Source organism: Methylobacterium sp. CCH7-A2 (assembly GCF_001557075.1).
Classification (GTDB): Bacteria; Pseudomonadota; Alphaproteobacteria; order Rhizobiales; family Beijerinckiaceae; genus Allobosea; species Allobosea massiliensis.
Map to the genome: position 1 here is coordinate 13,087 of NZ_LSKN01000246.1, position 12,807 is coordinate 25,893.

General features: G+C 70.4%; 10 protein-coding genes. 5 read left to right on the forward strand and 5 right to left on the reverse strand.

Translation table 11 applies throughout. The features are described 5' to 3' along the window. Nucleotides 1-60: 60 nt before the first annotated feature. The 3 genes from hemA to AX750_RS18930 all read right to left on the reverse strand — a co-directional run bounded on the left by hemA (nt 61) and on the right by AX750_RS18930 (nt 3,375). Nucleotides 61-1,272: a 5-aminolevulinate synthase gene (gene hemA, locus AX750_RS18920; protein WP_066718949.1), complete on the reverse strand. Its 1,212-nt coding sequence runs from the start codon at nt 1,270-1,272 to the stop codon at nt 61-63. An 87-nt stretch (nt 1,273-1,359) separates the two neighbouring features. Further along, nucleotides 1,360-2,619 carry an allantoate amidohydrolase gene (locus tag AX750_RS18925; RefSeq protein ID WP_245282445.1) on the reverse strand — a complete coding sequence of 420 codons (1,260 nt, stop codon included), beginning with the start codon at nt 2,617-2,619 and terminating at the stop codon, nt 1,360-1,362. Between the two features lie 9 nt (nt 2,620-2,628). Beyond that, complete coding sequence (locus tag AX750_RS18930; RefSeq protein WP_066718944.1) at nt 2,629-3,375, reverse strand: SDR family NAD(P)-dependent oxidoreductase; 747 nt, start codon at nt 3,373-3,375, stop codon at nt 2,629-2,631. 419 nt (nt 3,376-3,794) lie between these two features. Here AX750_RS18930 and AX750_RS18935 point away from each other — a divergent pair, with 419 nt between their 5' ends. Then, entirely contained in the window at nt 3,795-4,601 is an 807-nt protein-coding gene (locus AX750_RS18935; RefSeq protein ID WP_245282446.1) for a WecB/TagA/CpsF family glycosyltransferase, read from the forward strand. Then, nucleotides 4,598-5,488: a DUF6492 family protein gene (locus AX750_RS18940; protein WP_066718940.1), complete on the forward strand. Its 891-nt coding sequence runs from the start codon at nt 4,598-4,600 to the stop codon at nt 5,486-5,488. Before AX750_RS18935 ends, AX750_RS18940 begins: the two co-directional genes overlap by 4 nt. On the opposite strand, the gene AX750_RS18945 is transcribed toward AX750_RS18940, so the two are convergent. Next, nucleotides 5,463-6,722 (reverse strand): hypothetical protein, encoded by a 1,260-nt coding sequence (locus AX750_RS18945; RefSeq protein ID WP_066718937.1) that lies wholly within the window; start codon nt 6,720-6,722, stop codon nt 5,463-5,465. The genes AX750_RS18940 and AX750_RS18945 overlap by 26 nt on opposite strands. 136 nt (nt 6,723-6,858) lie before the next feature. Here AX750_RS18945 and AX750_RS18950 point away from each other — a divergent pair, with 136 nt between their 5' ends. Further along, nucleotides 6,859-7,947 carry an endo-1,4-beta-xylanase gene (locus AX750_RS18950; protein ID WP_066718934.1) on the forward strand — a complete coding sequence of 363 codons (1,089 nt, stop codon included), beginning with the start codon at nt 6,859-6,861 and terminating at the stop codon, nt 7,945-7,947. A gap of 81 nt (nt 7,948-8,028) precedes the next feature. Continuing rightward, entirely contained in the window at nt 8,029-10,419 is a 2,391-nt protein-coding gene (locus AX750_RS18955) for a Wzz/FepE/Etk N-terminal domain-containing protein (RefSeq protein ID WP_156446483.1), read from the forward strand. Nucleotides 10,420-10,428: 9 nt separating this feature from the next. Here the strand turns inward: AX750_RS18955 and AX750_RS18960 are convergent, their stop codons facing one another. Next, a complete protein-coding gene (locus tag AX750_RS18960; protein WP_082735346.1) occupies nt 10,429-11,457 on the reverse strand; it encodes a glycosyltransferase in 1,029 nt (342 codons plus the stop codon). Nucleotides 11,458-11,636: 179 nt separating this feature from the next. Here AX750_RS18960 and AX750_RS18965 point away from each other — a divergent pair, with 179 nt between their 5' ends. After that, nucleotides 11,637-12,806 (forward strand): glycosyltransferase, encoded by a 1,170-nt coding sequence (locus AX750_RS18965; protein WP_066718929.1) that lies wholly within the window; start codon nt 11,637-11,639, stop codon nt 12,804-12,806. Nucleotide 12,807: the final 1 nt, after the last annotated feature.

The following is a 12,807-nucleotide window of genomic DNA, read 5'->3' on the forward strand; positions in this document are numbered from 1 at the left end:
GCAGGCGACACGGGCCGCCGCGGCGATTCACGTGAAACGCCTTGCGGTCGGCAGCAGCCCTCAGGCCGCCCGCTGCAGCCCCACCCGGCCCCAGATCGCGCTCAGCCCGGAGACGAGATGGTCGATATCCGCATCGGAGTGCAGCGGCGAGGGCGTGATCCGCAGCCGCTCGGTGCCGCGCGGCACGGTCGGGTAGTTGATCGGCTGGACATAGATGTCGAAGCGTTCGAGCAGCTCGTCGCTGACCGCCTTGCACAGCACGGGGTCGCCGACCATCACCGGGACGATGTGGCTGGGGTTGGCGAGATGCGGCAGCCCGGCGGCGTCGAGGCGCCGGCGCAGCGTCGCCACCCGCTCCTGATGGCGCTCGCGCTCCTCCTGGCTCTGCTTGAGATGGCGGATCGCGGCGAGCGCGCCGGCCGCGACCGGCGGCGGCAGCGAGGTCGAGAAGATGAAGCCCGAGGCAAAGCTGCGGACATAGTCGCAGAGCGCCGCCGAGCCCGTGATGTAGCCGCCCATCACGCCGAAGGCCTTGGCGAGCGTGCCCTCGATCACGGTCAGGCGCGAGGCCAGGCCGTCGCGCTCGCTGACGCCGCCGCCGCGCGGCCCGTAGAGGCCCACCGCGTGGACCTCGTCGATATAGGTCATCGCGCCGAATTCCTCGGCGATGTCGCAGAAGTCCGCGATGGGAGCGATGTCGCCATCCATCGAGTAGACCGATTCGAAGGCGATCAGCTTGGGCCGCGCCGGATCGAGCGCGGCGAGCTTGCGGCGCAGATCGTCGGGGTCGTTATGGGCGAAGATGTGCCGTTCCGCCCGCGAATGGCGAATGCCCTCGATCATCGAGGCGTGGTTGAGCGCATCCGTCAGCACGACACAGCCGGGGATGCGCGAGGCGAGCGTGCCGAGCGAGGCCCAGTTCGACATGTAGCCGGAATTGAACAGCAGCGCGGCTTCCTTGCCGTGCAGGTCGGCGAGCTCCTGCTCCAGCAGGACGTGGTAGTGGTTGGTGCCGCCGATGTTGCGGGTGCCGCCGGCGCCGGCGCCGCAGCGCTCGATCGCCTCGTGCATCGCCGCCAGCACGGCCGGGTGCTGGCCCATGCCGAGATAGTCGTTGGAGCACCAGACGGTGATCTCGCGCGGGCCACCTTCGCCATGATAGGTCGCGCGCGGAAAACGGCCGGCCTGGCGCTCCAGATCGGCGAAGACGCGGTAACGGCCTTCGCGGCGCAGGCCGTCCAGCTCCTCGCGGAAGAAAGTCTCGTGGTCCATCGCCTGCCTCCTGCGGCGCGCGCTTTCTAAAGCCTAGGGCCGGACAGGCGAAATGGCACGCGGTGTCGCGCCCCGTCTTGACCTCGATCAGTTTTCGCGCCGCGCCAGTTCAAGGATCGCCTCCAGCAGCGCCCGGATCGCGATGCCGGCATCGGCTTCGGTCATGGCCTCCAGGGGCGAATGGCTGATGCCCTTCTCGTTGCGCACGAACAGCATCGCGGCCGGGCAGAGCGCGGCCATCGCCATCGCGTCGTGACCCGCGCCCGAGGGCAGACGTCGCGGGGTCGGATTGACGCCCATTCGGGCGATCCCGGCGCTGAGCGCCTCCTGCAGCGTCGGATCCATCGGCACCGCGGAAGCCTTGGCATAGGTGGTGATGTCGAGCCCCACGCCGCGCCGCGCCGCGATGGCGGCGAAGCGCTCCCTGACGATCGCCTCCATTGCCGCGACCGTCTCGTCGCGGGGCGAGCGGATGTCGACGGTGAAGGAGACCGCACCGGGCACGACATTGGTCGCGCCGGGTTCGACCTGGAACACGCCGACCGTGCCGACCGCCTGCTCGTGCCCGGCGGCGATTCCTTCCAGCGCCAGCGCCATCTCGGCCCCCGCCGTCAGCGCGTCCTTGCGCAGCGCCATCGGCACGGTGCCGGCATGTCCGGCCTCGCCCGTCACGCGGACGCGGGCGCGCCTCTGGGCATTGATCGCGGTGACGATGCCGACGGCCTCGTTTTCGACCTCGAGCACCGGCCCCTGCTCGATATGGACCTCGAGATAGGCCTTCACCGATCCCGGCTTGCGCGCCAGCCCGGCGATGCCGCCGGGGTCGCCGCCGAAGGCGACGAGCGCATCCGCGAGCCGCACGCCGTCCGCATCGCGCGCCTCGAGCCAGGCCGGGTCGTAATCGCCCGCCAGCGCGCCCGAGGTGGAGAGATGCGTCGGGAAGCGGACATTCTCCTCGTCGCCGAAGGCCACCACCTCAAGAGCGAAGGGCAGGACGATTCCCGCATCACGCAGCGCCTGCGCCGCGAGAATTCCGGCGACGACGCCGAGATTGCCGTCGAAGCGCCCGCCATCCTTCACCGTATCGATATGGGAGCCGATCATGACGGATGGCCCGCCAGGAACCGGACCCTCGCGTCGGCCTTGGACCGACCCCGCCGCATCGATGAAGGCGGTCAGCCCCGCGACCTCCATCGCGCCTTTCGTCCACTCGGCCGCCTGCCGGTGGGCGGGCGACAGATAGAGCCGCGTCAGTTTGCCGGGTTCGTCGGAGAAGCGGGCGAGGCCTTCGAGCGCGGCGAAGGCGCGCGCGCCAAGGACGGCGGCGGAGGGAAGCGAGGCTGCCATCATGTGGTCCTAGTAGGTCGCCCGGCCGCCCGACAGGTCGAAGACGCCGCCGGTGGTGAAGCTGTTCTCGGCCGAGGCGAGGAAGGCCACCATGGAGGCGACCTCCTCGGGCAGCAGGAAGCGCCCGCGCGGGATCTTGGCGAGCATGTAGCCGATATGCTCCTCGGTCATCTGGTCGAAGATGCGGGTGCGGGCGGCGGCGGGTGTGATGCAGTTCACCGCGATGTCCTGCGTCGCGAGCTCCTTGCCGAGCGACTTGGTCAGCGCGATCACCGCCGCCTTCGAGGCCGAATAGGCCGAGGCGTTGGGGTTGCCCTCCTTGCCGGCGATCGAGGCGACCAGCACGAGACGCCCGTAGTTGCGCTTGATCATGCCGGGGATCACCGCCTGGCAGCAATGCAGCGTGCCGTCGACATTGAGCTTCATCACCCGCGCCCATTCGTCGAGCGGATACTCCCAGGTCTTCAGATTGGCCCCGGCGATGCCGGCGCTGGTGACGAGGATGTCGACGCTGCCCTGCTTGGCCTCCAGCGCGTCGGCGGCGGCTTTCACCGCTGCCGCGTCGGTGACGTCGATCCCGAGCCCGGTCGCCGTCCCGCCGATCTCCGCTGCCGTCTTGGCGGCGAGGGCGCCGTCCAGGTCCCAGATCGCGACATAGGCGCCGCTGGCGGCGAAGCGCTCCGCCACGGCGCGGCCGATGCCCTGCGCGCCTCCGGTGACGATGGCGGTTCTTCCCTGCAGATCGATCTGGTTCATGGTCGGCCCCTGACTCGTTGGAGGCGCACCCTAGGGGGTCGAAGGCCGCAGGGACAAGATCGCGCGGGCGGCGTCGATGCCTTGCTGGTGCCGGGCCGCAACGATTCGTTAACCATGATCGCCGATCCGCTGTTGTGGCCTGGGCTGTTCCGAAGCGGGACGCGCGGCCTGTTCCCGTGCCGATCCCGCACAGGGCGCGAGATCTTCCGCGAGCCGGCGCCGCGCCGCCGCCCCGTTCCGGAACATCGCGTGATTTCAGGGGCTTTGCCGGTTAACCCGGCCTCGCGCATCGGCTGAAGAGGCCGTTCACCACCCCGCCGTCTTCGCCTTGATTCCCGCCGGCATTGCGTCATGACCAAGAGGCGCCGACCATCGGCGCGAGACGCCGCCGACTGACCTCCTCCAGGATCGCCCGAGCCTTGCCCGCCAGCCTCACCCTCCCTCGCAACACTCCGATGCCGGCGGCGCGGCCGGCCGGCATCGCGCAGCGCGACATCGGCGGCATTGCCGTTGCGCTGCTGTCTCGCAGCGCGGCGCTGGCGGAGTTGTCGGAGGCGATGAGCAGCGGCCGACACGTCAAGCTCGCCTTCTGCAACGCCAACCTCGTCAACATCGCAGCGGCCGATCCGGCTCTGCTGCGGCAGCTTGCGGGCTTCCTCGTCCTGCCGGACGGAATCGGAGTCGATCTGGGGAGCCGCCTGCTCCATGGCGACAGCTTCCCGGCCAATCTGAACGGAACGGACTTCATCCCGGCCCTGCTCGAGGCCGAGACCCGCGCGCTGACCATCGCTCTGCTCGGCGCGAGGCCCGGCGTGGCCGAGCGGGCCGCTGCGAAGCTGGCCGAGCGCTATCCCCGTCACTGCTTCCGCGTCGCCGGCGACGGCTTCTTCGACGCCGCAGGCGAAGCCGTACTGCTCGCATCCCTGAAAGCCGCCCCGCCCGATCTCCTGCTCGTCGCCCTCGGCAATCCCCGCCAGGAGCGCTGGATCGCCGAAACGCTAGGCCCGCAGCATGCGGCGGTCGCGGCCGGTGTCGGCGCGCTGTTCGATTTCCTCGCAGGCGAGGTGCCGCGCGCGCCGGAAGCCTGGCGCCGAGCGCGGCTGGAATGGCTCTACCGGCTCCGGTGCGAGCCGGCCCGGCTCTGGCGCCGCTACATCCTCGGCAACCCGCTCTTCCTGCTGCGCATCCTGCGCCAGCGCCTGCGGACCGGCAGGCCGCAGCCGTGACGCAGAGCTTCGCCATCGCGACGCCGAGCTATGCCGGCGATGTCGAGCGCTGCCGGCTGCTCTGCGCCAGCATCGACCGCTTCGTCACCGGCCACGCCGCGCATTATCTGCTGGTCGAGGATGCCGACGTCGCCCTGTTTCGCCCGCTCGAAGGCCCGCGCCGCCGCGTCATCGCCGAATTCGAGCTGCTGCCGGTCTGGCTGAAATCCTGGCCCGATCCGCTCAGCCTCGGTCGCCGTCGCGTCTGGACCGGCCCCCGCGCCCTGCTGCGCGGCGTCCCGCCGCTGCGCGGCTGGCATGCCCAGCAGCTGCGCAAATTCGCCCTGCCGCTGAAGAGCGACGAGGATGTCGTGCTCTTCGCCGATTCTGACATGCTCTTCCTGCGGCCCTTCGACGTCGCCAGCCTCGCGACGCAGGACGGCGTGCGGCTCTACCGCAAGCCCGACGGCATCGCCGCGGAGATGCGCGAACATCGCGGCTGGTGCGACAGCGCGGCGGGTCTGCTCGGCCTGCCCGCGCCGGATTTTCCGAGCCCCGACTACATCAACAACATGGTGAGCTGGCGCCGCGACAACGTCCGCGCGCTCATGGACCATATCGAGAGCACCAGCGGGCGCGACTGGGTCAGTGCCATCGCCTCGCGCCGCGGCTTCTCGGAATATGTGATCTACGGCTATTTCGTCGAACGCGTGCTGGGGCTCGACCGGGCGCGTCACTGGCCGGACCCGCGCGAACTCTGCAAGGTCTATTGGGGCGGCGAGGCCGGGGCGATCGAGGGCTTGCGCTCCTTCGAGGAAGTGCTGGAGCCCTGGCAGGTCGCCGTCGGCGTGCAGTCCTTCATCGGCGAGCCGGTCGAGGCGATCAGGGCCCTGTTCGAGACGCAGTGACGCCGCGCCCCGCCTGCGCCAGCAGCCTGTAGGTCACCGCCGCCGACAGGACATACACCGCGCCGAAGACCAGATTGAGCCAGGGAGCCCAGGCGTCGTCTGCCGGAAAGCGCAGCATCACCCAGGAGAGCAGGGCGGCCTTCAGCCCGGTGATCGCCAGCAGGAGCGCGATCCGCGAGCCGGTCCGCTCGCGCGCATAGAGCAGCTCGGCATGGTATTCGACCAGATTGCGGAAGGCCGGGACCAGAAGCAGCGGCAGGAAGAGATAGGCCGCTTCGCTGACGTTCCGGCCCAGCAGCCCCGGGAAGGGCCAGAGCGCAATGATCACCGCCAGCAGCCCGCCGATCGAGATGGTGGCGATGCCGGCCTCGACCAGCGCGAGCCGGCCGGCCCCGCCGGCGAAACCCCGGTCCTTCATGATCTTCTGGACCAGCATCTGGTTGAAGCTGCGCACGGGCATCGCGGTGAGGTCGATGACGCGCATGGCGATGGCGTAGAGCCCGGCGATGCGTTCCCCGGCCAGCGCCAGCATCAGCAGTTTGTCGAGCTCGGCCTGGACATAGAAGACGATTTCGGCCGCCCCGGCATAGACGGCGTCCGCCATTCGGCGCGGATAGAGCCGGCGGACGAAGCGCAACCGCAGCGGTGGCAGAAAGAAGATCAGCGCGAGGCTCAGCGTCGCCGTCGTGGCCGCCAGATAGGCCAAGACCCAGATCTCGAGGCTGTGCCGGCCGAAAGCCGCAAACAGCAGCGCGGCGACCGTGCGCAGCGATGAGCCGAGGATGACGAGCAGGGCCGCCTGGCGGAAGCGCCGCAGCCCGTTGTTGACGATCGCGACGACCTCGACGAGCCGCCAGCACAGGATTTCCGCGACCAGGATCAGCGCGAAGGGCAGCGCCGCGAGCCGCTCCGCGAAGAGGAAGACATAGGCCAGGGCGGCGACCGCGGCGATCGCTGGCAGCGAGAGCAGGGCGAGAGCGGAAAACCCTGCCAGATAGGCCCCCAGCAGCCGTGGTTTCACCGTCGCGACCCGGTAGACCGGCGAGACGAAGCCGAAGGCGAGCATGCGCGACAGGATGAGGCCGGTGGCCGATGCCGTTGCGAACAGACCGAATTCGCCGAGGGTCAACGTATTCGCAACGATGAGGAAGTAGACAAGCGAGATCACGAGCCGGCCGGCTGAGCCGCTCAGGATGGTGAGGTAGGCGAAAATGGCGGCGCGGTCTGGCAGCATGAGGTCCGTTTTCGCGGCGCGCAGGATGCGCGTGGGCCCGTCTGGCCCGGCTTCTGCCTCATCCGGACGGCGTCGAGGCGCCACCCTAGCCGACAGGCGTTGAACGACCCTAAACGAAACGGAACCGTCCCCGCTCATGCGACAGCCCGATCCGGATCGACACATCGACGGCCTGACCCGGCGCGCTGCGCTGGCCGCCGCCGCGGGTCTGGCCGCGACCGGTTTCGCGCAAGCCGCCGGCGTCAGCGCGGCGCGGCCGATACCCATCGGGTCGGCCGCCCAGATCGAGACCTTCCGGGCCGATCCGCGCTATCGCGAGGCGCTGAAGCGCTATTGCGACGTCATCGTCCCGATGAACGACCTGAAATGGGAGGCGCTGCGCCACGACCGCGCCCGCTTCGACTTCTCGGGCGCCGACGAGATCGTCGCTTTCGCCGAGCGCAACGGCCAGGCCCTGCGTGGCCATGCCCTGCTCTGGGGCGAGGCGCTGCCGCCCTGGGCGAGGGACATGACCAGCCGGGCCGAGGCCGAGCGCGAGCTTGTCGAGCACATCAGCACGGTCGTCGACCGCTACAAGGGCAGGATCGCGACCTGGGACGTGGTCAACGAGGTCATCCGCTTCGAGCCGCTGCCGGGTGAACCGATGCGCGACACGATCTGGCAGCGGCTGCTCGGGCCCGCCCATGTCGAGATCGCCTTCCGCGCCGCGGCCGCGGCCGATCCGAAGGCGCGGCTCGTGCTGAACGACTTCAACTTCGAGGAGCCGGGCGCCGGTACGGCGGCGCGCCGCCGCATCGCGCTCGATCTCTGCCGCCGGCTCAAGGACAAGGGCATCCCCGTCCACGGCATCGGGATGCAGGCGCATCTCTATGCCGACCGCCCGCTCGACATCGACGGGCTGGAAAACTTCATGGTCGAGCTCGGCAAGCTCGACCTCGACGTCGAGATCACCGAACTCGACGTGATCGACTGGAAGCTCCCCGCCGATGCCGCGACGCGCGACCGGGCCGCCGCGAGCCTGGTCGGGACGTTCCTCAACGCCATCGCCTCCGTCCGCCGGCCCAAGGCCATCGTCACCTGGGGCCTGAGCGACCGCTATTCCTGGATCCACGAGACCTTTCCGCGTCAGGACAAGGCTAGAGCCCGACCCCTGCCGCTGGATGCCGATTTCCGGCCCAAACCGATGATGGCGGTGCTCGACCGCTATCGCCGAGGCCAGAGTTAGCGCCCGCCGCGACAGAGCGAGCGAGACGATGTTGCCCGTGCCGAGACGCTCCCGTCCCGGCGTCCGGCGAGGACTGGAAGAGTGAAGCGTAGCGTCATGTTCACCAACGAGACCGCCGTCAGCGAGCCGGAGCCGAGGCGTGATCGCCGCGAGCGCCGGGCCGCGCCCGCGGCGGTGCCGGCCGTCATGGCGAAGCTCACCGATCCGGCCTGGGTTGTCCGGACCCTCTGGGCGCGCAAGGGGCTCATTCTGCTCTGCGCCGTCCTCGGCCTCGTGCTCGCCGCTCTGGCGAGCCTGCTCTTGCCGCCGAAATACGTCTCGACCGCCCAGCTCTTCATCGACCCGCGCGACCTGCGCGTGCTCCAGAACGAAGTCTCGCCCAACGCGACCGGTGGCGACCCGACCTCGATCACCAGCTATCTCGAGAGCCAGGCGCGCATTATCGCCTCCGATAGCATCAAGACGCCGGTGGTCTGGAGCGAGGGGCTGGACAAGGACCCGGAATTCGGTGGCGAGGCCCCGAAATCGGGATTGGGCCGCCTGATCGCCGAGTGGTGGCCGAAGAGCGGCGCGCCCGATCATGACGGGCTCGTCTATGCGCTGGCGGCCCTCGACCGGAACGTCAGCGTCCGCCGCGGCGAGCGCACCTTCGTCATCGACATCTCGGTTACCTCGCGCGAGGCCGCCAAAGCCGCCCGCATCGCCAATGCCCTGGCCGAGACCTATCTCGAAAACCAGGCCAAGGTCCGGGCCGAGGCCGCCCAGCGCGCCACCGCCTCGCTGACCTCGCGCCTCGAGGAGCTGCGCAACCGCCTGCGCACGGCCGAGGACAAGGCCGAGCGCTACAAGGAGGCCAACAACATCGTCGGAGTCGGCGCCGGCCGCTCGATGACGGAGGAGCAGCTCGCGCTCAACAACGCCCAGCTCGTCGCGTCGCGCACCCGCGTCACCGAGGCGCGCGCCAAATACGACCAGATCATCGCCACCCGTCCGGCGGGCATCGAGGCCGGCGCGATCCCCGAGGCCGTCGCCTCCAACACCATGACGGCGCTGCGTGCCCAGCTCGGCGCGGCCCTGGCCAAGGAGGCCGACCTGCTCGCCTCGCTCGGCGCCCGCCACCCCGCCCTCGCCGCCGCCCAGGCCCAGACCCGCGACGCGCGGCGCCAGATCTCGGACGAACTCTCCCGCATCGCTCGGTCCGCCAAGGTCGAGCTGGATCGCGCCGTCGAGGCCGAGCGCCAGATCGCGCGCCGTGTCGATCAGCTGACGGCCTCGCAATATGCCGCCAGCCGCGCCTCGGTCGAGCTGCGGGAGCTCGAGCGCGAGGTCGAATCCTCGCGCGTCGTCTACGACGCCTTCCTGCGTCGCGCCCGCGAGACGGGCGAGCTCGCCGGCATCGATACCACCAATGCGCGCGTCATCGGCGCCGCCATGCCGCCGCTCGAGAAAAGCGGCATCAGCCGGCGCACGCTGGCGCTGCTCGGCGGCATCGCCGGCGGCGGGGCCGGTGTCGCGCTGGCGCTCGGGCTCGCTCTGTTCGGCCCGCTGCCCCTTCCGCGGCGCCCCGTCCGACAGGCGGAGGAGAGCGAAGCGGCCCAGCCGCCTGCGGCCGCCGCTCCAGCCGAAGCGAAGCCCGTCCCGGCCCCGCTGATGGCGGTGCCATCGGCCGTGGCCGTCGCGCCGCGTCCTGCGGCGGCCAAGGCCGGCTGGCGTCGCCTCGTCGCGATCAACGGTGGGCAGGCCGAGCGCGTGCCCGATCTGCTGCGGACCGCCGCCGCCCCGCTGCTGGCGACGTTGCCGGCCGTCCGCCACCGCCGCTGGCGCCGTGATGATGGCGAGATCCGCTCGGTCTTCCAGGCGAAGACGCATCTGGTCGATGTGCTCGACAAGCCGAATGCCGGCTTCGCCAAGGCGGTGCGGACGGTGCGCTCCGCCCTCGCGGCGCAAGCTTCCGGCGGCGACCATCGGCGGGTTCTGGTGCTCGCCCTGCGTCCCCATGCGGGCGCCTCGACGCTCGCGCTGAATCTCGCGCTCGATGCGGCGCAGGCCGGCCTGCCGGCGATGCTGGTCGATGCGAGCCTGGGCGAGGAATCCCTGACCCGTATCTATGCACCGGAGGCTCAGTTCGGGCTCCACGACATCGTCACGGGCAAGGTCGGGCTCGTGCGTGCGGCGCTGCAGGACGAGGGCACCGGCCTGTTCTTCCTGCCCCGCGTCGGCCGGACCGATCTGGTCGGCGTCGAGCAGATCGGGAGCGGCTTCTTAGAGAAGGCCCGCCGTTTCGGCCCGATCATCATCGATGGCGGCGCGGTCGGGACGGACGGTCTCGCGCTTCGCTTCGCCGAGGTCGCGGACGACATCGTCCTCGTCCTGCGCGAGGGCGCGGTCGGCGAGGGCGATCTCGCCAGCGCGACGGCGGCGCTCGGCGAACAGGCCGACAAGCTGCGCGGCTTCGTCGTCAACGAGGCCTGAGCACCGGCCTCAATTCGCTTCCGGCTTGCGGTACTGCTCGTTGGCGACGCCGAACTCCGACAGCAGGCGTCCGGCCGCCACCTGTGCGTGATAGAGGCCGATCACGGCAGACCCCGTCTTCAGGCCGAGCGCGAGGCCGCGCGGCAGGCTGGCGCCGAGGAGCGCCAGCGACTTGGCCAGCACGCGCAGCCGGCCGGAGGTTCCCGGACGCAGCCGCCGCTCGATGGCCGCGGAGATCGCGCCGTTGCGCAGGGCGCGGGCCTGGATCCAGCCGAATTCGCTGCGCCGGGCCGGCATCGTCTCGCGCTGCGCCGCCTCCTGCACCCACCAGAAGCGGAAGCCGGCCGCTTTCGCCCGCGTGAAGAAATCGCTGTCGCCGCCACCGGTGAAGTCGAAACGCTCGTCGAGGAACGGGTATCCGAGCCGCTCCAGCACCTCTCGCCGGATCAAATAATTCGCGCTCGAGAACAGGATCGGAATCGGGCCTGAGGCGGCATAATGAGAGCGGAAGACCGGGTGGGCGGAGAGCCAGGCGCGCGAGGAATCCTCAAAGTCCGGCGTCACCGAGCCGCCGAACAACTCGGCCGGGGCGCTACGCGCAGCCTTCAGGAAGGCGTCGAGCCAGAGCGGCGTCGCGGTCTCGTCATCGTCGATGCCCAGAACCTGCTTCAGCGCCGGAAAGCGCGTCAGCGCGCAGCGCCAGGCGGCGTTGTAGGCCTTGCAGTTGCCCTGACGCGGTTCGACGATGACGAACCCCTTGAACAGCCCCTGCGCGAGCAGGGACGCGGCGCGTTGCGCACCAGCCTGTTCAATGCCTTCGTTCTCGACGACGATGATAGCGACATCATGCCCGCCCTGCTGGGCCGCGAGCGAGCGCAATGTCGCCTCGAGCAGGTCGGGCCGGCGAAAGGTCGGTACGCAGACGACGCTGTCGACACCCGCCAGCGTAGCCTCGGGAGAGCTGGCGAGTACGCTGAAGGGCTCCGGCGTCGTGAAGAGCGCAGCGGCGCGGTTGCGGATCGGGTCGAGGGCATTCATCGCGTCCATCATCGCCCGCCGCGCTTAAGGTTCCGTGATCGCGATGGCTGGATCGGCGGTGGACCGGGCCATGAAGCGTTGATCATGCTCGCGCGCCGCGCTTGACCCGCGCCCGCGGGCGAGGCCTTGCTGCGACTGCGGTGTGCGCCGCAGATGGTTCTCCGGCCGGGCTTCTTCCCTTGCGTCTCGCCTTCCTCACCGCACTGGTTCCCGTCGCCCGGCCCGACACCGGCTTCGAGATCGCCAATGCCGCGATCCTCGACGCCCTGCGCGGCGCCGGGCACGAGGTCACGGCCTTCGGCTTCCTGCGGCCGGGCGAGGAGCCGGCCGATCCGGACCGTTCCCGCATCATCGCCAGGACCGAGATCGAAAACGCCGTGGCGTCCCCCGGCCTGCGCCTGCGCTGGATCGCGGCCGCCCTGCGCCTGCGCCTGCCCGTCGCCTGCGCCAAGCTGCGCCTGGCGGGCGCCGGCCGCCTCGTCGAGACGGTCCGCGCCGAAGGCCCTTTCGACGCCATCGTGCTGAATTCGGTCATGCTGCCCGGCGCCTTTCCGGATCTGCTCCGTCTCGCCCCCTGCCTGCTGGTCGAGCACAACATCGAATATGTCTCGGCGGGCCAGAGCGCCAACCATGCCCGCAATCCCGTGCTGAAGCGGCTCTATCGGCGCGAGGCGCGCCTGCTGGAGCAGATCGAGCGCAGGCTCTGGCGCGACTGCCGCTTCGTCTGGACGCTGGCGGAGGAGGATCGCGCCGCCCTCGGCCCCGCGCTGGCGGCCCGCTCGGCCGCGCTGCCCCTGCTCCCTGTCGCGGCGGCGCCGGAGACGGCCGCGGTCGCCGAGCCGGAGCCGGCTCACGACGTTGGGCTCATCGGCACCTGGACCTGGACGCCCAATTTCATCGGCCTCGACTGGTTCCTGCGCGAGGTCTGCCCGCTCCTGCCGCCGGATGTGACCGTCGCGGTCGCGGGCCGGCTGCCGCCGGGCGTGACGGCACCGCCTGGCGTGCGCTTCCTCGGACGCGTCCCGGCCGCCGACGCCTTCCTGCGCTCCTGCCGGATCGTGGCTTTGACCAGCCGCGCCGGCACCGGCGTTCAGCTCAAGACGGTGGAAGCGCTCGCTCTCGGATTGCCCGCGGTCGCGACGCCGCTCTCCTGCCGTGGTTTTTCCGACATGCCGGCCAATGTCACGCAGGCCGAGGATCCCCGCGCCTTTGCGGATGAACTGGTCGCCCGGCTCGCCGCGATCCGGGCCGGCGATCGCCAGCGCCTCAATGGGGCGGCTTTCCTGGATCGTCAGCGCCAGGCCCTGGCTGAGGGGCTGGAACGGGGCCTCGCCGCGGCCCGGGCCTGAG